Annotated in this window: 19 protein-coding genes and 1 riboswitch; of the genes, 17 read left to right on the forward strand and 2 right to left on the reverse strand. The window is 46.5% G+C overall.

The window, feature by feature from the left end; genetic code table 11:
• The first annotated feature begins 6 nt into the window (after positions 1 to 6).
• The 5 genes from pheS (at position 7) to STSP1_RS12335 (ending at position 5,213) form a co-directional block, all read left to right on the forward strand.
• Positions 7 to 999 carry a phenylalanine--tRNA ligase subunit alpha gene (pheS, locus tag STSP1_RS05905; RefSeq protein ID WP_085755466.1) on the forward strand — a complete coding sequence of 331 codons (993 nt, stop codon included), beginning with the start codon at positions 7 to 9 and terminating at the stop codon, positions 997 to 999.
• 143 nt (positions 1,000 to 1,142) lie between these two features.
• Positions 1,143 to 1,322, forward strand: coding sequence for a carbon storage regulator CsrA (gene csrA, locus STSP1_RS05910; protein ID WP_085755467.1), 180 nt, complete (start codon positions 1,143 to 1,145; stop codon positions 1,320 to 1,322).
• Positions 1,323 to 1,737: 415 nt separating this feature from the next.
• Entirely contained in the window at positions 1,738 to 3,312 is a 1,575-nt protein-coding gene (gene rny, locus STSP1_RS05915) for a ribonuclease Y (RefSeq protein ID WP_085755468.1), read from the forward strand.
• A 295-nt stretch (positions 3,313 to 3,607) separates the two neighbouring features.
• Positions 3,608 to 4,996 (forward strand): arylsulfatase, encoded by a 1,389-nt coding sequence (locus STSP1_RS05920; protein ID WP_085755469.1) that lies wholly within the window; start codon positions 3,608 to 3,610, stop codon positions 4,994 to 4,996.
• Positions 4,997 to 5,096: 100 nt separating this feature from the next.
• Complete coding sequence (locus STSP1_RS12335) at positions 5,097 to 5,213, forward strand: twin-arginine translocation signal domain-containing protein (protein WP_161491633.1); 117 nt, start codon at positions 5,097 to 5,099, stop codon at positions 5,211 to 5,213.
• 98 nt (positions 5,214 to 5,311) lie between these two features.
• Here STSP1_RS12335 and STSP1_RS05925 read toward each other — a convergent pair whose 3' ends face one another.
• Positions 5,312 to 6,934: an IS1634 family transposase gene (locus STSP1_RS05925; RefSeq protein WP_085755470.1), complete on the reverse strand. Its 1,623-nt coding sequence runs from the start codon at positions 6,932 to 6,934 to the stop codon at positions 5,312 to 5,314.
• A 288-nt stretch (positions 6,935 to 7,222) separates the two neighbouring features.
• On the opposite strand from STSP1_RS05925, the gene STSP1_RS05930 reads away from it, so the two are divergent.
• From STSP1_RS05930 to STSP1_RS05985, 12 genes are all read left to right on the forward strand, one after another.
• Positions 7,223 to 8,611 (forward strand): arylsulfatase, encoded by a 1,389-nt coding sequence (locus STSP1_RS05930; protein ID WP_085755469.1) that lies wholly within the window; start codon positions 7,223 to 7,225, stop codon positions 8,609 to 8,611.
• Positions 8,612 to 8,711: 100 nt separating this feature from the next.
• Positions 8,712 to 10,274: an arylsulfatase gene (locus STSP1_RS05935; protein WP_085755471.1), complete on the forward strand. Its 1,563-nt coding sequence runs from the start codon at positions 8,712 to 8,714 to the stop codon at positions 10,272 to 10,274.
• A 103-nt stretch (positions 10,275 to 10,377) separates the two neighbouring features.
• A riboswitch (TPP riboswitch) is annotated at positions 10,378 to 10,482 on the forward strand.
• Positions 10,483 to 10,513: 31 nt separating this feature from the next.
• Positions 10,514 to 11,146 carry a sulfur carrier protein ThiS adenylyltransferase ThiF gene (gene thiF, locus STSP1_RS05940; RefSeq protein WP_085755472.1) on the forward strand — a complete coding sequence of 211 codons (633 nt, stop codon included), beginning with the start codon at positions 10,514 to 10,516 and terminating at the stop codon, positions 11,144 to 11,146.
• Entirely contained in the window at positions 11,137 to 11,346 is a 210-nt protein-coding gene (gene thiS / locus STSP1_RS05945; protein ID WP_085755473.1) for a sulfur carrier protein ThiS, read from the forward strand. Before thiF ends, thiS begins: the two co-directional genes overlap by 10 nt.
• Positions 11,346 to 12,119: a thiazole synthase gene (locus tag STSP1_RS05950; protein ID WP_085755474.1), complete on the forward strand. Its 774-nt coding sequence runs from the start codon at positions 11,346 to 11,348 to the stop codon at positions 12,117 to 12,119. Before thiS ends, STSP1_RS05950 begins: the two co-directional genes overlap by 1 nt.
• Positions 12,120 to 12,130: 11 nt before the next feature.
• The gene (thiH, locus tag STSP1_RS05955; protein ID WP_085755475.1) at positions 12,131 to 13,267 is read left to right on the forward strand and encodes a 2-iminoacetate synthase ThiH; all 1,137 of its coding nucleotides are present in this window, start codon (positions 12,131 to 12,133) and stop codon (positions 13,265 to 13,267) included.
• A 176-nt stretch (positions 13,268 to 13,443) separates the two neighbouring features.
• The gene (locus tag STSP1_RS05960; protein WP_085755476.1) at positions 13,444 to 13,845 is read left to right on the forward strand and encodes an RrF2 family transcriptional regulator; all 402 of its coding nucleotides are present in this window, start codon (positions 13,444 to 13,446) and stop codon (positions 13,843 to 13,845) included.
• 12 nt (positions 13,846 to 13,857) lie between these two features.
• Positions 13,858 to 14,121: a MazG nucleotide pyrophosphohydrolase domain-containing protein gene (locus STSP1_RS05965; protein ID WP_085755477.1), complete on the forward strand. Its 264-nt coding sequence runs from the start codon at positions 13,858 to 13,860 to the stop codon at positions 14,119 to 14,121.
• A gap of 140 nt (positions 14,122 to 14,261) precedes the next feature.
• Positions 14,262 to 14,564, forward strand: a complete 303-nt coding sequence (locus STSP1_RS05970; protein ID WP_085755478.1) for a hypothetical protein — start codon at positions 14,262 to 14,264, stop codon at positions 14,562 to 14,564.
• Positions 14,565 to 14,612: 48 nt separating this feature from the next.
• The gene (locus STSP1_RS05975; protein ID WP_085755479.1) at positions 14,613 to 15,026 is read left to right on the forward strand and encodes a VanZ family protein; all 414 of its coding nucleotides are present in this window, start codon (positions 14,613 to 14,615) and stop codon (positions 15,024 to 15,026) included.
• A 158-nt stretch (positions 15,027 to 15,184) separates the two neighbouring features.
• Positions 15,185 to 16,063: a DNA adenine methylase gene (locus STSP1_RS05980; RefSeq protein WP_161491634.1), complete on the forward strand. Its 879-nt coding sequence runs from the start codon at positions 15,185 to 15,187 to the stop codon at positions 16,061 to 16,063.
• 19 nt (positions 16,064 to 16,082) lie between these two features.
• Positions 16,083 to 16,430, forward strand: coding sequence for a translation initiation factor Sui1 (locus STSP1_RS05985; RefSeq protein WP_085755481.1), 348 nt, complete (start codon positions 16,083 to 16,085; stop codon positions 16,428 to 16,430).
• A gap of 6 nt (positions 16,431 to 16,436) precedes the next feature.
• Here the strand turns inward: STSP1_RS05985 and STSP1_RS05990 are convergent, their stop codons facing one another.
• A complete protein-coding gene (locus STSP1_RS05990) occupies positions 16,437 to 17,492 on the reverse strand; it encodes a glycosyltransferase family 9 protein (RefSeq protein WP_085755482.1) in 1,056 nt (351 codons plus the stop codon).
• Between the last annotated feature and the right edge of the window lie 282 nt (positions 17,493 to 17,774).

Consider the following 17,774-nt stretch of genomic DNA (forward strand, 5'->3'; position numbering starts at 1 on the left):
CATTTTATGCTTAAAGATTTTGAAAACACCGGTAAAGAGGCCCTGCAGGAGCTTGAAAAGGTTCAAAGCAGCGAAGCCTTAGAGCAGTACCGAATTAAATATCTGGGAAGAAAGGGACTGATTACCAAGCTTCTCAGCAAGATTGGTCAGGTGGCCCCGGAGGACAGGGCAGAGGCCGGCAAGCTTGCAAACAAGATTAAGAACGAAGTGAATCAGGCCTTCAAGCATAAGCAGGAGAGCCTCGGCAGCGGTTCGGGCAAGTCCGAGAAGCTTGTTGAAGATGTTACCCTCCCCGGGCTGAAGCCGGAGGTGGGCAAGCAGCATGTAATCTCGAGCACTGTAAACGAACTTCTGGATATATTCGGAAGAATGGGCTTCGGGATCGCATACGGTCCGGAGGTTGAAGATGAATGGCACAACTTCATCGCCCTGAATATCCCCGAAGAGCATCCCGCAAGAGACCCCGCTGATAATTTCTATATAGACGACAACACCCTGCTCAGAAGCCAGACATCCACAATTCAGATCAGGGTTATGGAGTCTCAGAAGCCCCCGATAAGGGTTGTGGCTCCTGGAAGGGTTTATCGGCCGGACACGGTGGACGCAACGCATATGTTTATGTTCCACCAGATTGAGGCGCTTGTTGTTGATGAGGGTGTTTCAATGATAGACCTCAAAACAACTGTCGATCAGTTTGTACGCACGTTTTTCGGCGAGGATACCGAATGGCGCTTCAGACCGAGTTTTTTCCCATTCACTGAGCCAAGCGCTGAGATAGACCTTCTTTTCCACAACAAAGACGGCTCGGAGCAGTGGATTGAGATCGGCGGCTGCGGGATGGTAGATCCAAACGTGTTTGATTCTGTCGGTATAGACAGCGAGAAATATACGGGCTGGGCTTTCGGTTTGGGCATCGAGAGGCTCGCAATGCGGAAGTTCGGGATTTACGATATAAGACTGCTCTACGAAAACGACCTTCGTTTTCTTGATCAGTTTTGATTTTACAAGGCTTGAGGCGGCCTGATTTTATCGGATATGAATAAAAAAGTTATTTAGTTTAAATAATTTCTTTGTTCTCATTAACCGATAGTTTATAATGCTTGCAACTTAAAGTATAATATTACGGTGAACGGAGTCCCCGGATGCTGGTTTTGAGCAGACAAAAAGATGAATCTATAGTTATCGGCGACAATGTGGTAATAAAAGTTGTTGATGTTAAGGGCGGCAAGGTGAAGCTGGGAGTTCAGGCCCCAAAGGATGTTTCTGTGCACAGACAGGAAGTGTACGACAGCATACACGAGAAAGATTCAGAAAAGCAGTAATCGCTGTTTCTCTCGATAAAAACGATTTTTTCACACTTCGCTTAACTTTCTGAAAGAAAATCAAAACATTTTACTTGATTTTTCCATTCCTCAAATTTATTATCTAACCGTTTCCCTTTGTTGGGAAACAGTTTACATAAATTTAATAAGTGTAATAGCATTCAGACCTTGTGGTGGTCTGTAATAATAGTTGAAATCAAAAGTAGGCAGAAAATTTGTATCTACAGGAACTAAATATTGAATAACTGTTCAAATATACGTTTTTCATCCTTCTATTTGAAGCCTTTCCGCAGGCCTTAGTGCCGCTGTGCGCGGAATTGTGTTCTCAATAGGCCCTGCGGGTCTATTATACTTTTCACCACGCCGGATTGTCTATTGCACTTTTGAGTGATTTTCAATTGAAAGGTAATCTGGTATGTTAATAAATATATTAGCAGTCTCGCCAATATTAGTTGGCGGCGGCGCTGCAGTTGTTTCGGCAATTGCAACTTTTGCCGTAATTCATTCGATCGCTGTTGCAAAACAGCAGACTTTAAAGCATAAATTAGACAGACAAACCGAAGAAGCAAAAAAAGAAGCTGAAGAAATCCTTAAAACTGCAAGAATCGATGCCTCCTCCGAATTTATGAAAAGGCGGGAGGAATTCGATAAGGAATGCAATCAGGTTCGAAAAGAACTGCGTGATCAGGAAAAAAGGCTCAGCAAAAGAGAAGATGCAAACCAAAGACAGACTGAGCTCTTTGCCGAGAAGGAAAAAGAGATAGCAGTTTCCCAAAACGAGATTCAGGAAAGGCAGAAACGACTTTCCGCAAGGGAATCAGCCCTCACAGACATTATTGCCGAGCAGAAGAAGGTGCTTCTTCAGATTACGGGGATGAATGTTCAGGAGGCGAAAGAGCTGCTCCTGCAAAGGCTCGAAGATGAGTGCGAACACGATATGAATGTTGTGATACGCAAGAAGGTTGAGGAAGCAAACGAAACTGCTGAAAGAAAAAGCAGGGAGATTATCAGCTCCGCTATCCAGAGATTTTCTGCTGAGCAGTGCTGCGAATCCACTGTATCCACTGTTGACATCCCCAACGATGATATGAAAGGCCGTATTATCGGAAGAGAAGGCCGGAATATCAGGGCATTCGAAAAGGCTACCGGCGTGGATGTGATCGTTGATGACACCCCGGGGGTTATTGTAGTAAGCGGTTTTGATCCGGTTCGCAGGGAAGTGGCAAGGCTCACAATGGAGCGGCTCATCCAGGACGGCAGGATCCATCCTACCCATATTGAAGGGCTCGTTGAGCAGACGAGGAAGGACGTTGATCAGCGTATGCTCCAGATAGGCAAGGAAACAGCCACAGAGCTGGATGTTCGCGGGCTTTCGAACAAAGTGCTCGGAAAGATCGGCGTTTTGAAGTTCCGCTCAAGCTACGGCCAGAACGCCCTTCAGCACAGTATCGAGGTGGCGTATTTGTCTCAGGTGATGGCTGATGAGCTCGGGCTTGATGGAAGTATGGCAAGGCGGGCAGGCTTCCTGCACGATATCGGCAAGGCCATAGACCACGAACACGATGGCGGCCATCCGGCAATAGGTGCTGAATTCCTGCGGAAATTCAACGAGAGCCCCGTGGTTCTCAATGCAGTAGCGGGACACCACGGAGATATCGCTCCGGACAATCCATACACGCCTCTTGTAGCTGCGGCAGACGCCATAAGCGCCTCAAGGCCCGGTGCAAGACGCGAAACCCTCGAACGCTATATCAAGCGTTTGCGTTCGCTCGAGGAGATTGGAAACAGCTTCAAGGGCGTTTCAATCACCTATGCGATTCAGGCAGGCAGAGAGATTAGGGTAATTGTTAATGCCGACGAGATTGATGATAATTCCGCTGAGAAGATCGCACGAGATATAGCAAATAAGATCGAAAACGAAATGACCTACCCGGGAGAGATTAAAGTTACACTCCTGCGTGAGGTTAGATGCGTGGAATTCGCTAAATAAAACGCAGATAATTAAGCATTCGCAGTGCAGGGGCGGGCTTGGGCGTTCGCCCCAAACTGCGATACTGCTCTAATATAATCCACTGATTACACAGAGAATTTTCAGCCGCTAATCCCCGCTAATTTTTCACTAATAATTTTGCCACAAGCCACAAAAAATTGTCGCGCAACCGGGATATTTGCGTTCTGCTTCTGATACGAAACCATAAATTTCAACACAAAAAAAAATATTTATGTAATTTTTGCCTTTCAGAGATACTATTAGTAACAAGATTAAATAATTCTAAGAGGTGATTATGAATAGACGGAATTTTTTGAAGGCGGCCGGCTGCTTTCTCGCCGCTTCAGGAGGCCGAGTTTTTGCGGGCAAAAGTGAAAAGCCTAATATAGTTTTTATCCTGGCAGATGATCTTGGCTATGGAGATGTGGGCTTTAACGGCCAGAGCAGGATCAAAACACCTAATATTGACAATATAGCAAAGCAAGGCGCGGTTTTTACAAATCATTACTCCGGCTCCACGGTATGCGGCCCTTCGCGCTGCTGCCTGATGACCGGCAAGCATACAGGGCATGCCTCAGTTCGCGGGAATCCCCGCTGGACTTCAGACGGAAAGCCTGTTGATATCAGAAAAGAGGAGCCTACAGTTGCAGAGGAGCTCAAGCGTGCCGGCTACAACACCTGCGCAATCGGCAAATGGGGGCTTGCTGAAAACTTAAGCCACGCAATGCCCACTAAAAAGGGATTTGATGAGTTTTTCGGATTTATGAGGCACGGCCCCGCCCATCATTACTACCCCGAAAAGGTTTGGCGCAATGAACATCAGGTAAGCCTGCCGAATAAGACAAAGGAGAAAGAAGGGCTTTATGTACACGATTTGTTCACGCAAGAGGCCTTCAAGTACATAAGCAAGCAGGACAAAAACAATCCGTTCTTCCTGTATCTTGCATATACCATACCTCATTACGAGCTTACAGTGCCCGAAGATTCAAAAGAGCCTTACCAGAAACTCGGCTGGAAAAAACGCCCTATGAAACAGGGGCATTACTACCACGATAAAGAAGGCCATACTACTTATGCCGGTATGGTTTCAAGGATGGACAGGGATATTGGCTCTCTGATGGAGCTTCTAAAGAAGAAGGGGCTTGATAAAAATACGCTCGTTATTTTCACAAGCGATAACGGCCACCACTACGACAAGGGCTTTTTCGACAGCAATGGGGTGTATCGCGGCAAAAAACGAGACCTCTACGAGGGCGGTATCCATATTCCGTTTGCAGCACGCTGGCCGGAAATGATAAGGCCGGGAACAAAGTCTTCGCATATATCAGCGTTTTGGGATTTCCTTCCAACTGCCTGCGATATTGCGGGGATCGAGCCCAAGGCTCAAACCGACGGAATCTCATATTTTCAGGCCTTGAAGGGCAATACAAGAGCTCAGCTTAGTCATAACTGCCTGTATTGGGAATTTAATGAGCGGCAGGGGCCTGTTCAGGCGGTGCGTAAGGATAAATGGAAGGCGGTTCGTTATAAGGGCAAGCCCATTGAGCTTTATGATTTAAGCAAAGACCCGGGCGAGAATAATGATATCTCCGCTGAATACCCTGAAAAGGCAAAGCAAATGGTAAAACTTATGGAATCCAGCAGGACAAAAGACCCGAATTTCCCCTTTAAAAAACTCCGCTGAGGATTTTAGTAAATAACAATTAGCGCAGCAAAGCGTTGCGCTTTAAAGGGGATTAAAATCCAAGGAAATGCCGGCTCAACTAAATAAAGGAGCAATAATAATGAAACGCAGGAATTTTTTAAAGGCAGGTGCATTAGGTATTGTGGCGTCGCTTGTGCCCGGCTATGCTGAAAACGCAATTAAAAGCCCCGCTAAAAAACCAAACATCATCTCCTGACTTCGGCGGTAAATTTTCATAAGTGCCTGTCAATAAAGGACTCGATTTTTTGCGCAGGCACTACAACCCTGTTTTTTTGAGTTTTTTCAGGGTCTGTGTTACATCTTATAGGGTGTGGTATCTGCGCTCAGATTAACTGTTTTGTAGAGTTTCCTTGCGTCCTCGTTAATCTTTGATGGCAGCACATATTTGCATTCGCTTTTCTTATCCCAGAGGATGCTAAGCTGCACGTGGTTTAGCGCATTTACCATTCTTGCCACAGACATCGCCTCGAATCTTAGCCTAACCCTGTATGCCAGATTCCTCGCGCAGGTTAGAGCGATAAAGCATATCAGTATATGGGCTTTGATTCGTTTCGGTGTCCAGTGATATATCGGCCGTATCTTCAGCTCGTGCTTGCTGATCCTGAAGCACTCCTCAATTAGCCAGAGCTGCTTGTAATGCTCTACTACTGCCGAATCATCCATATCCTTAACATTCGTTATAACGCCGTGAAGGCCATCAAATTTCGCTGCCTGAGCATATTTCTCTTCATTTATCTCGCAGTTTACCTCGCCGGTAACTCGCATAAATTTCTTGTAGCCGTAGTTGCTTATAAGGGATTTGGGGTTACTGCTCTTTTCAAGCTTCTCACGAAGTTTTCTTATAGCTTCGTCCCTGTCGTGTTTATTCTTTTTGGCGAGCTTGTCGCTGTAGGTAACAATTAGCCTTCTGTTCTTGCCGTAATCAAAGCTTCTGAGAGGAGCAACGGATTCTGTAATCTTTGCTTTCCATTGATCAGTGAGGCTTTTTAGCCTCGCTGCTACGATATATTCCACTTTCTGCTCTTCAAGGTAATCCAGATTAGCCTTGCTCAGCATTGCGCTGTCTGCGGTAAATATAACACGCTTGAGGTTGTATTTCTCTTTGATCTTAGGAATAACAGTGTGCAGAGTATGCCCTTCATACTGATTGCCGGGGAACACCTCATAACCAACTGGAAGCCCCTCTGATGTTGAGAGAAGGCCAAGCACAACCTGCGGCTGATTGAACTTCATATCCTTGCTGTAGCCGTTCTTTTTGAGCTCATCTTCTGTAAATGATTCAAAATAGAGGGTGGTGCAGTCGTAAAACAGAAGGTTTATCTCTTCGCCTAAAAGCCCTTTAGCAGCCTTGTGAGCGTGGTTTTGAGCCTTGCTGATAATATCATCTGTGATGTTGTCCATCATCCTGTAAACGCTGTCAAGAGAGAGACTGATGCCGAAGTCTTTAGATAGATCCTGAACACTGCCTCGCTTACTGACCGGATTTGCAAGCCTTGCCATGGTAATGTGGCGAAGGTTTCTGCGAGCAGCCTCTTTGCGTTTATCAAAAAGATTGTTAAATCCGAGCTCGTCATAGATGCTTCCGAACACCTCATGGATGCCGGTGGTGATGCGTGCCTGCTCCTTAATATCCTTCAGATTTACGTTTATAGGCTCATCATCGATCTTTTTGCGGGCTTCTATAGCAGCCTCTGCAAGCTGCTCAGGCTTGAAAAGTGCCGGCGTTATCTCCGCCTCAAGTTTAGCCTTCTCGAATTCGGCGAGATCTTTGAGACGGGTAACATCCTCTTCTGTGAAGGCAGTGCCCATATGACGTACTATACGCTGGCGAGGCTGATTCTTCTCGTTGCGATAGCTCGCAACAATCTGAACAGATCTCTTTGGGCTGTTTTTTGATTTTTTTACTCGTATAAACATAAACACAGATTATACGAAATAAAAATATTATGTCAATATAAAAATAAAATTAGGCACTACAAGGAAGCCAGCCCAAAACACCACCCGTAACAGCCTCAAAACGCACTTTTCGATGAGTTTTCCGCAATACAACCGCCGAAGTCAGGAAAAATTGTCGCGCAACCGGGATATTTGCGTTCTGCTTCTGATACGAAACCATAAATTTCAACACAAAAAAAAATATTTATGTAATTTTTGCCTTTCAGAGATACTATTAGTAACAAGATTAAATAATTCTAAGAGGTGATTATGAATAGACGGAATTTTTTGAAGGCGGCCGGCTGCTTTCTCGCCGCTTCAGGAGGCCGAGTTTTTGCGGGCAAAAGTGAAAAGCCTAATATAGTTTTTATCCTGGCAGATGATCTTGGCTATGGAGATGTGGGCTTTAACGGCCAGAGCAGGATCAAAACACCTAATATTGACAATATAGCAAAGCAAGGCGCGGTTTTTACAAATCATTACTCCGGCTCCACGGTATGCGGCCCTTCGCGCTGCTGCCTGATGACCGGCAAGCATACAGGGCATGCCTCAGTTCGCGGGAATCCCCGCTGGACTTCAGACGGAAAGCCTGTTGATATCAGAAAAGAGGAGCCTACAGTTGCAGAGGAGCTCAAGCGTGCCGGCTACAACACCTGCGCAATCGGCAAATGGGGGCTTGCTGAAAACTTAAGCCACGCAATGCCCACTAAAAAGGGATTTGATGAGTTTTTCGGATTTATGAGGCACGGCCCCGCCCATCATTACTACCCCGAAAAGGTTTGGCGCAATGAACATCAGGTAAGCCTGCCGAATAAGACAAAGGAGAAAGAAGGGCTTTATGTACACGATTTGTTCACGCAAGAGGCCTTCAAGTACATAAGCAAGCAGGACAAAAACAATCCGTTCTTCCTGTATCTTGCATATACCATACCTCATTACGAGCTTACAGTGCCCGAAGATTCAAAAGAGCCTTACCAGAAACTCGGCTGGAAAAAACGCCCTATGAAACAGGGGCATTACTACCACGATAAAGAAGGCCATACTACTTATGCCGGTATGGTTTCAAGGATGGACAGGGATATTGGCTCTCTGATGGAGCTTCTAAAGAAGAAGGGGCTTGATAAAAATACGCTCGTTATTTTCACAAGCGATAACGGCCACCACTACGACAAGGGCTTTTTCGACAGCAATGGGGTGTATCGCGGCAAAAAACGAGACCTCTACGAGGGCGGTATCCATATTCCGTTTGCAGCACGCTGGCCGGAAATGATAAGGCCGGGAACAAAGTCTTCGCATATATCAGCGTTTTGGGATTTCCTTCCAACTGCCTGCGATATTGCGGGGATCGAGCCCAAGGCTCAAACCGACGGAATCTCATATTTTCAGGCCTTGAAGGGCAATACAAGAGCTCAGCTTAGTCATAACTGCCTGTATTGGGAATTTAATGAGCGGCAGGGGCCTGTTCAGGCGGTGCGTAAGGATAAATGGAAGGCGGTTCGTTATAAGGGCAAGCCCATTGAGCTTTATGATTTAAGCAAAGACCCGGGCGAGAATAATGATATCTCCGCTGAATACCCTGAAAAGGCAAAGCAAATGGTAAAACTTATGGAATCCAGCAGGACAAAAGACCCGAATTTCCCCTTTAAAAAACTCCGCTGAGGATTTTAGTAAATAACAATTAGCGCAGCAAAGCGTTGCGCTTTAAAGGGGATTAAAATCCAAGGAAATGCCGGCTCAACTAAATAAAGGAGCAATAATAATGAAACGCAGGAATTTTTTAAAGGCAGGTGCATTAGGTATTGTGGCGTCGCTTGTGCCCGGCTATGCTGAAAACGCAATTAAAAGCCCCGCTAAAAAACCAAACATCATCTTTATCCTTGCTGATGATATGGGCTGGTCTGATCTCGGGTGCTATGGAAGCGAGATATCGACACCCAATCTTGACGCCCTTGCCAAGGGCGGAATCCGTTTTACGCAAATTCACAACACCGCAAAATGTATGCCCTCACGTGCGTGCCTGCTCACGGGACTCTACGCTCAGCAATGCGGCATGGATAAAAGGCCGGTTCATTTCTCCAAAAACAGTGTAACCCTTGGCGATGTGCTTAAAGCAGCCGGCTACAGAACACTGGCGGCGGGCAAGCATCACAGCCTTGACAGCCTATACGATCAGGGGTTTGATCGATACTATGGCCTGCGCGACGGGTGCTGTAACTATTTTAATCCGGGCAGGCAAAGGGCCGGCGAAGGTGTACCCGCTCAGAAAAGGCCCGGCCAACGCGTGTGGGTTATCGATGATAAGACCATAGTTGGTTACACTCCTAAAGAAAAAGATTTCTACACGACAGATTACTTTACCAAGTACGCTCTCGATTATCTTGAAGAGTATAAAAATGAAGAAAAGCCTTTCTTCCTCTACTTGGCCTATACCGCTCCTCACGACCCGCTGCAGGCATGGCCGGAGGATATAAAGAAATACGAAGACAGATATAAAGATGGCTGGGAGGTTCTGCGTAAGGAAAGATACCGAAGGCAAATTAAGCTTGGCCTTGTGGATGAGTCAATGCCGCTTTCTGAACCTACATATGAAGATTGGGATTCTTTGAGTGATGAAGAGAAAAAGACAGAAGCACGTAAGATGGCAGTCTATGCAGCAATGATTGACTGTATGGACAGGAACATCGGCAAGCTGATTGCTAAGCTTAAAGAAGTGGGCAAAGACAAAAATACGCTAATTGTGTTCGCTTCCGACAATGGCTGTTCTGCTGAAGTAGTTCGGCTTGAGAACCAAATCGGTAAGATCGGAAGTATGACACGCTGGACATCGCTCGGCGGCAACTGGGCTAATGCAAGCAATGTGCCGTACCGTATGTTTAAGAACTACAGCTATGAAGGCGGCATCTGTACGCCGATGATTGCTTGGTGGCCTGGAGTTATAAAAGAGCCCGGAAGCATCACTGACCACCCGGGGCACTTTATTGATTTTATGCCTACGTTTATAGAGGCTTCAGGTGCTTCTTATCCGACCGAACACAATGGTTTTTCCATCACTCCTTACGAAGGCGAAAGCCTTTTGCCGGTTCTCAAGGGTAAATCTGCCGGCCGCAGAAAACCGATATTCTGGCAATGGGGCAAGGGCAAAGCAGTGCTGAAAGGCAAGTGGAAGCTTGTCGCATGGGAAAAGAAGTGGTCTCTGTATGACATGGAAAACGATAAGACAGAAACCAACGACCTTTCGGCAAATTATCCGGAAGTTGTTAAGGAATTGAAATCAATGCACGCCGAGTGGCTTGTGAATTGTAAAAAAGCGGTAGTTAAGTAACTTAGAAATTCAGGGAAAAATAAAAAGATACCGCTGCTCAGCTTGGTGCTGCAATATTTTCAGCTAATTGTGTTTGAAATCAGCGGGAGAAATGTTAGAATGGGAAATTGGCCGGGGGAGCTCTTATTAGAGCTGAGAGGCCGCATCAGCGGCGACCCTTCGAACCTGATTGGTTAAGACCAGCGAAGGAAGGCAAAAATAAGAAAAATTTGCACGTCCTTTGCGGGCGTGCTTTTTTTATGGGAAAAATGAATATGGCAAACATAACCGAAAGACAGGCCATAAGAAACAAAAGATTAAAAACAGTTTTGCAGAACTGCTGCATAGGTATTGCAGGCCTCGGCGGGCTGGGGAGCAATGTTGCGCAGATGCTGATTCGCTCGGGTGCCGGAAGGCTTAAAGCGGCCGATTTTGACAGAGTGGACAGGTCGAATCTATACAGGCAATGCTACCGGCTTTCTGATGTCGGCAAACTTAAAACAGATGCAATAGAGCAGCTTGCCTCGGATATCGCCCCGAACTGCCTGATAGAGAAACATAACGTCCGCATAGACAGCACCAACGCCTGCGGGATTTTCAGCGAGTGCGATATTGTATGCGAATGCCTCGATAAGGCAGAAAGCAAGCAGGAACTGATCGAAACGCTCCTGAAGGCCGGCAGGTTTACCGTAATCGCAGGCAGCGGAGCGGCCGGTTTTGGCAAGAGCAATATGGTAAAAACAACCAAAATCTCTGACAGGATGTATGTAGCCGGCGATTTGGAAAGCAGCGTGGAGCAGATGGGCAGCCTCTGGGCTCCAAGGGTAGCTTTAGCAGCGGCGCATCAGGCAAACTGCGTTTTAGAAGTTTTAGAGGAGAGATTATGCGAATAAGAGTAAACGGCGAAAATATGGATTTTCCCGAAAATGAGGCTCCAGCAACTGTGAAGGAGCTTATAGACCTCTTCGGCCTCAACAGCGAGGCAGTAGTAGCGGAAGTGGACGGGGAGATTGTGGAAAAACGCAATTTCGAAACCGCCATTATAAAAGATTCACAAAAAATAGAGCTTATCAGATTCGTAGGAGGCGGATAATGAAAGATAAACTTGTAATTGCAGGAAAAGAATTTGATTCACGTTTATTTATCGGGACAGGGAAATTCGCTTCAAACGAGCTCATGAGCAATGCGATAGAGGCAAGCAGGTCTGAGATGGTAACCGTTGCGCTTCGCAGGGTGAATATAGAAGACAGCGGCGACGATATGCTCTCGGCGATTATGCGGGAGAACGTTCAGCTCCTGCCAAACACCTCTGGAGCGAGGGATGCGAAAGAGGCTGTTCGTCTTGCAAAGCTTGCACGTGCGGCAAGCGGGATTGAATGGGTTAAGCTTGAGGTAACTCCAGATCCGTACTACCTCCTGCCGGATCCTGTGGAAACGCTCGAGGCAGCGAAACAGCTCATTGATGAGGGCTTTATAGTTCTGCCTTATATAAATGCGGATCCAGTTCTCGCAAAGAAGCTCGAGGATGCAGGCTGCCCTGCGGTTATGCCGCTGGCGGCGCCGATCGGCTCAAACAAGGGGATAAAAACCCGCGATCTCGTAGAGATAATCATATCGCAAGCTTCTGTGCCTGTGGTGGTAGATGCGGGACTCGGGCTTCCCTCCCATGCCGGTGATGCGATGGAGATTGGGGCAGATGCAGTGCTCGTGAATACGGCAATCGCAGTATGCGATAAGCCTGTGGCAATGGCTGAGGCCTTCCGGAAGGCTGTGGAGGCCGGGAGGCAGGCTTATCTTGCAGGCCCGGGGTGTGTTAGCGAAACAGCTAACGCCTCAAGCCCGCTAACCGGCTTCCTCAGGGACTAAAGGAGAGATAAATGCAGAACAAGAAATTCAGCGTGCCGGAAGAAATATTCAATCCAGAAAGCAAAATCTCGCAAACTCTGCAAAATACCAGCGACAGCGAGGTGGTTTCTGAGCTGGAAAGGCCTGCGGGGTATTCGGCTGTAAGAATTGCCCGACTGCTTTCTCCTGCCGCTGAAGGCTATCTGGAGGAGATGGCAAGGCAGGCAAGGGATATTACTCTACGCCGTTTCGGCAGGGCAAGGCAGCTTTATGCACCTTTGTACGTATCCAACTACTGCAAAAATAACTGCGCATACTGCGGATTCAACTGTACACATAAGATCAAACGTACGCGGCTCAGCATAGAGCAGGCGGTAAGGGAGGCCGAGGCTATCCGCTCAATGGGTTTTCGGCATATCCTTCTGCTTTCCGGCGAGGATCCTGATTATGCGTCTGTGGAATACTTTGAGGAGCTTGCACGCAGAATCCGCAAATTATTTGCAGCGATAGATATCGAAATCTACCCATGCAGCGTGGAGAGCTACCAGCGGCTTTACGATGCAGGCATAGACGGAATAACGATATATCAGGAAACTTACGACCCCGATATATACTCCAAACTGCACACCAAGGGCCCGAAAAAAGATTACCACTGGCGGCTTCATACCCCCCAGCGTGCAGCTGAAGCAGGCTTTAGAAGAATAGGGCTCGGTTCACTGCTTGGGATAAGCGATTGGAGAAGAGAAACCCTCGCGATGGCAGAACACAGCAATTTTTTTATAAAAAATTTCTGGCAGTCTCAGGTTTCGATTTCATTTCCGAGAATCCGGCCTGCTGAGCAGGTGGAGCCGCAGGATTTTGTGAGCTTTGTCTCCGACAGAGAGACCGTTCAGATGATGCTTGCTCTGAGGCTATGCTTCCCGGATATCGGGATAACCATCTCCACAAGAGAGACGCCCCAGTTCAGAGAAAACACTCTAAATATCTGTGTAACAAGGATTAGCGCTGGTTCGAAGACCAACCCGGGAGGGTATGCAGGCAGCGAAGATGAAACTGTATCTCAGTTTGAGATAGACGACGACAGAACGCCTGAGGATGTTGCCAAGGTGATAAGCAAAATGGGTTTTGAGCCGGTATGGAAAGACTGGGACGAGGGATTTCAGAATTAACGGATATTTATACCGTTGCAGAAAATATTTATTTTTTTTTGTTAAAACACAAAATAAACTTGAAATATTACGTAGGAAGTGTATTATAAATTGACGTTTGAGAAACCAGGCGAATCGATTAGCCGGTCGGTTCCCGTTATTGTTAATAGTTTTTAGATTTTGCGGAGGGTTACTAAATGAAATTCAGCAGATCTACAGGTTACGGTTTAATTGCGGCAGCTTACATTGCTAAGAATGGTGATCCGAAGACGGCTATTCTTGCATCAAGCATTGCCAAAGAATTCGACATTCCTCTCGAGTATTTGCTTAAGATTCTTCAGAATCTTGTAAGAGCAAATGTTCTCAGAAGCAAGAGAGGTCCGAGAGGCGGTTTTTATCTGGCAAAGCAGCCGGGCGATATCAACCTGCTCGAAATTATCGAAGCAGTTGACGGCCCAGCTAACAGCGAGATTCAGCTGCCGGAAAGATGTGATGAGCTTCCATATATGAAGCACATTACAGATGCTTGCAAAGAGGCAGTTGACAAGACAAAGAATGTCTTGGTAAATGTTAAGCTTTCTGCAGTGATCAAAGGTTAATACTTTTCTTCGATGGAAATATCAGACTTCCAAAGATTTATTGAAGAAAAGTATGGCGAAGTTGACCGGAAGCGCGGCACTAACGCCACCTTCCTCTGGTTTATAGAAGAGGTTGGTGAGCTTGCTACCGCGCTCTCCGGCGACGACTTTGAAAACAAGCAGGAGGAGTTCGCTGACGTGTTTGCATGGCTTTGCACACTGGCAAACATCAACGGCGTTGACTTGGAAAGCGTCATATCTAAGTATTTGGACAACCAGGTAGAGGGATTCAAGTAGTTTATGCATTGGCCGGAATGAACAGAGGGCCGGTGCTGTCTGTGCATACGTTCTTTAAAACATACGTTAAAAAACTGCTAAACATGTGTTTAGGGTTGTTAAGTGTTTATTAACTTTATTTAAAACCGGGGGTTTACTCTATGGCAAAGAAGACTGCTAAGAAAACTGCCAAAAAGACATCAAAGAAGACATCAACCAAGAAAAGTGCTGCAAAGAAGACAACCAAGAAGAAGACAACCAAGAAAAAACCAGCAAAGAAATCAGCACCAAAAGAGCCGCTTATTGTAGCGAGCAAGGTTAAGGCCTACATCAAAGAGGGCGGAAAGATGACGGCATCAGAAACTCTTGATGCTATCAACGAAAAGATTTACGCTATGCTTGATGATGCTATGGGCAGAACAGATTCTAACAACAGAAGCACTGTTAAGCCTCAGGACCTTTAATCAAAATTTTAAAAGCGGGGCTTATTTGCTCCGCTTTTTTTCTACTCCATGAAGCTCAGCACCCTGTTTATCTCCAGATTGGTATTTTCGCTTGCGGTATTGGCAACGATACTCCTTGTGTATCTTACGCACGCTCCAATGGAGCAGCTCAAACAAGATTACGGGGGATTTATCCATGCTCTGGGGGATAAGGCACTTCATCTGCTTGCCTACGGCGGGGTTGCATTTCTATACTTTTTAGCTGCGAGATTCGCGGAGTTTTCGCGAAAGGCCCTGCACCGCCTTTTGGCAGCACTGCTTGTTTTTACGGCAGTGGATGAGGGGACGCAGGCTCTTGTGGGCAGGAATGCAGACTGGCTGGATTTGCTCTTTAATCTGGCAGGGATAATTATTGGTTTGTTTTTGAGCAAACTTTTCTATATCCTCAGCAAAAAGACTGTTCAGCGATTCCTGAGCAAATAACCGCTGCTACCATCTTCCTGAGTGTTTATTGAGATTCAGGGAGGCGGCAGGAGATTTCTGCGCTTTCAATTCTCCTTCATCCCTGAAAAACAAATCTCTTGAATTAATATTCATCAGCCTTAGAGTATTCAAATAAACCTTTTTCAGGAAATATGAATATGTCTAAAACTAAAAGCAGTTTCAGAGGTTTCTTTGACCAGCCTCTCAGCGGAGATACAAATTATTACGCAGGCAGCAGGCGGGCTCCTTTTGCATGGTACGGCGGGAAGTATTACTATTCACAGTGGATATTAGAGAACTTCCCCGAACACCGCATCTTTATTGAGCCTTTCGGGGGCGCTGGCAACATACTGCTTAACAAAATCGAGAGCGAAGTAGAGATATTTAACGATTTGGACAGCCGGATCACAAATTTTTACTACGTGCTCAGGGAAAAAGAACTTTTCGCAGAGCTGGAACGAAGACTTGCTCTAACCCCATATTCAAGAGAGGTTTTCGAGAAGGTTATTGCAGAGCCCGAACCCGAAGAGCCGGTACACAGGGCATACAACTTCTTCATAAAATGCAGGCAGAGCATGGGGGGCACGGGAATGAGCAAGCTCAGTCCTGCAAGCTGGGTGATGAGCCTTAGAACGAGGCGGAAGATGGCTGAGCCGGTATCGAAGTATCTATCAACTATTGAAGGGCTCGAACCAATCGCAGAGAGGTTCAGGAGCGTGGTAATTGAAAACTTAGATGCCGTAAAGCTGATCACCAAATACGACCGTGAGGACAGCCTGATATACTGCGACCCGCCCTACCTGCCTGAAACGAGAAACCAAAACACAAACACCTACGGCTTTGAGATGAGCGTTGAAGAGCATACCCAGCTTCTTGAGAAACTCAGAGAGTGCAGAGGCAAGGTTATTCTCAGCGGATACAATTCGAAGCTTTACACAGAAAAGCTCAGTAACTGGCGAAAAGATGAGCTTGAAACGAAATCGTATATGAAGAATTCAGGGCAGGCCAGAACGGAAGTGCTTTGGATGAATTTTTAAGTAAATCAGGAGGCTGCAAATGAAAGACAGGATAGTTTTTTCTACAGATTCAGGCAGGATGTGCCCGGAATGCGGCAAGCCCTTGGATGAATGCATCTGCTCTGAAATAGAAAAGCCCCGCCCAACAGACGGAATCGTTCGTATAAAACGGGAAACCAAAGGCCGCAAAGGCAAGGGAGTGAGCGTGGTTACAGGGCTCGGACTAACTGATTCTCAGCTTAAAGACCTCGCCAGCGAACTCAAGAAAAAATGCGGCTGCGGGGGAAGCCTGAAGGATGGGCAAATCGAGATTCAGGGCGATAAGAGGGACGAGCTTGAGAAAATCCTCAAAGAAAAAGGATACAAAGTAAAGCAGGCTGGCGGATAAAAGACCTTAATCAAGCATCGTCTTGAGCCTTCCGCATACATCCATAACGCTTTCTTCGCTGAATTCCGCAAAGCTTTTTTCCGGCTGAACCGTTATCTCGGCCCGCCCTCCCAGCGGCGAGAATCTGTTCGGCTCTGTTTTGCCGAACACAGCGAGCACCGGCAGACCCATAAGCCCTGCCAGATGAGTTACTCCCGAATCATTCCCGAGAAAAATGTCTGTATGAGTAAGCAGGCTTACTACCTGATCTATATCAAGACCAGAAAGCACAGCACCTGCATGTTCAAGGCGGTTTATATCGGAGCTGGAAAGCCGCTCCTGCTCAACATATCCGAGAAGGAAAATTGGTTTGAGCCCCTCTGCGGCAAGCATTTTCGCAGCCTGAATAAAGTTTTCAATATGCCAGCATTTAAACTCCCCGCCGCTGCCCGGACAAATCACGGCAAGCCTTTCCGAGCCTTTCAGCTCAACTCTGCTGGCATGGAGTATCTCACGGCCGGCATGCACGTCGTTCAGGTTTGGCGATATAAGCGATTCGTGCTGCTGATGGAGGTATTTATGCGGATTATCAATCCCGAAAGCCTCTAAAGACACCAGCTTGCGGTTGAAGAAACTTTCCAGATAAAAATGGCTTATATGCCCTTCATAATCGCCCGGTGCGGCGGCAGGAATAATCGATATCTCAGGCGTGCAGCTTAGGCAGGCAGTTACCGCAAGATTTGCCTCGAAATCGCTCCCTTCCTCGCCCATAAAACTGATTATCCAGTCGTAGAAGCTGAATTTCTCTGCAAGACTGCTTTCGACTGAGGGGTCGAAGTCTTTGCTTGGGAGAAAAAGCCTCGATATGTTCGCTGAGGCGATATCGCTTATCCTGTCTATGCTTGTTCTGCCCGGAAAGAAAGAGATGTTCTGCATCTGCCCGCAGAAGTGTATGCTGGAGAGGCCAAGCTGAGATTTTAGAAAATCAGCAAGCTTGAGGGTTAATATACAGTCGCCCAAGGCTCCCGGATGGAGTATCAGCCCCCTGCCCTGAGGGATTATGTCGTCGTAATAGTAAAACATTTCCTGCCTGAAGTAAACTTGAGAAATCAGCTCAGCGAGTATTACTCCCGTATTTCAAATAATAATCATAAAAACTTCAAAAACAATACGTCATTAAGAAACTTGCATAAAAAACCGCTTATGCGTTTAATAGCTAAAGCCTTCGTCTCGTGCTCTTTTTTATTTATTTGCAGGCTCAAATCTGTGCGAACGCAATGTTTCGCCCCCACTTCCCACACAGAGCCTCAGCTTAAACCAACGAATCTCAAACAAATTTTCGTGAGCTGTTAAGATGTAATCGCA

Source organism: Sedimentisphaera salicampi (genome assembly GCF_002117005.1).
GTDB lineage: Bacteria > Planctomycetota > Phycisphaerae > Sedimentisphaerales > Sedimentisphaeraceae > Sedimentisphaera > Sedimentisphaera salicampi.

What these genes read in the sequence shown, in the direction of transcription:
- pheS (WP_085755466.1), top strand. Translation starts at nt 7, where the DNA reads ATGCTTAAAGATTTTGAAAACACCGGTAAAGAGGCCCTGCAGGAGCTT.
- csrA (WP_085755467.1), top strand. Translation starts at nt 1,143, where the DNA reads ATGCTGGTTTTGAGCAGACAAAAAGATGAATCTATAGTTATCGGCGAC.
- rny (WP_085755468.1), top strand. Translation starts at nt 1,738, where the DNA reads ATGTTAATAAATATATTAGCAGTCTCGCCAATATTAGTTGGCGGCGGC.
- STSP1_RS05920 (WP_085755469.1), top strand. Translation starts at nt 3,608, where the DNA reads ATGAATAGACGGAATTTTTTGAAGGCGGCCGGCTGCTTTCTCGCCGCT.
- STSP1_RS12335 (WP_161491633.1), top strand. Translation starts at nt 5,097, where the DNA reads ATGAAACGCAGGAATTTTTTAAAGGCAGGTGCATTAGGTATTGTGGCG.
- STSP1_RS05925 (WP_085755470.1), bottom strand. Translation starts at nt 6,934, where the DNA reads ATGTTTATACGAGTAAAAAAATCAAAAAACAGCCCAAAGAGATCTGTT.
- STSP1_RS05930 (WP_085755469.1), top strand. Translation starts at nt 7,223, where the DNA reads ATGAATAGACGGAATTTTTTGAAGGCGGCCGGCTGCTTTCTCGCCGCT.
- STSP1_RS05935 (WP_085755471.1), top strand. Translation starts at nt 8,712, where the DNA reads ATGAAACGCAGGAATTTTTTAAAGGCAGGTGCATTAGGTATTGTGGCG.
- thiF (WP_085755472.1), top strand. Translation starts at nt 10,514, where the DNA reads ATGGGAAAAATGAATATGGCAAACATAACCGAAAGACAGGCCATAAGA.
- thiS (WP_085755473.1), top strand. Translation starts at nt 11,137, where the DNA reads ATGCGAATAAGAGTAAACGGCGAAAATATGGATTTTCCCGAAAATGAG.
- STSP1_RS05950 (WP_085755474.1), top strand. Translation starts at nt 11,346, where the DNA reads ATGAAAGATAAACTTGTAATTGCAGGAAAAGAATTTGATTCACGTTTA.
- thiH (WP_085755475.1), top strand. Translation starts at nt 12,131, where the DNA reads ATGCAGAACAAGAAATTCAGCGTGCCGGAAGAAATATTCAATCCAGAA.
- STSP1_RS05960 (WP_085755476.1), top strand. Translation starts at nt 13,444, where the DNA reads ATGAAATTCAGCAGATCTACAGGTTACGGTTTAATTGCGGCAGCTTAC.
- STSP1_RS05965 (WP_085755477.1), top strand. Translation starts at nt 13,858, where the DNA reads ATGGAAATATCAGACTTCCAAAGATTTATTGAAGAAAAGTATGGCGAA.
- STSP1_RS05970 (WP_085755478.1), top strand. Translation starts at nt 14,262, where the DNA reads ATGGCAAAGAAGACTGCTAAGAAAACTGCCAAAAAGACATCAAAGAAG.
- STSP1_RS05975 (WP_085755479.1), top strand. Translation starts at nt 14,613, where the DNA reads ATGAAGCTCAGCACCCTGTTTATCTCCAGATTGGTATTTTCGCTTGCG.
- STSP1_RS05980 (WP_161491634.1), top strand. Translation starts at nt 15,185, where the DNA reads ATGTCTAAAACTAAAAGCAGTTTCAGAGGTTTCTTTGACCAGCCTCTC.
- STSP1_RS05985 (WP_085755481.1), top strand. Translation starts at nt 16,083, where the DNA reads ATGAAAGACAGGATAGTTTTTTCTACAGATTCAGGCAGGATGTGCCCG.
- STSP1_RS05990 (WP_085755482.1), bottom strand. Translation starts at nt 17,492, where the DNA reads ATGTTTTACTATTACGACGACATAATCCCTCAGGGCAGGGGGCTGATA.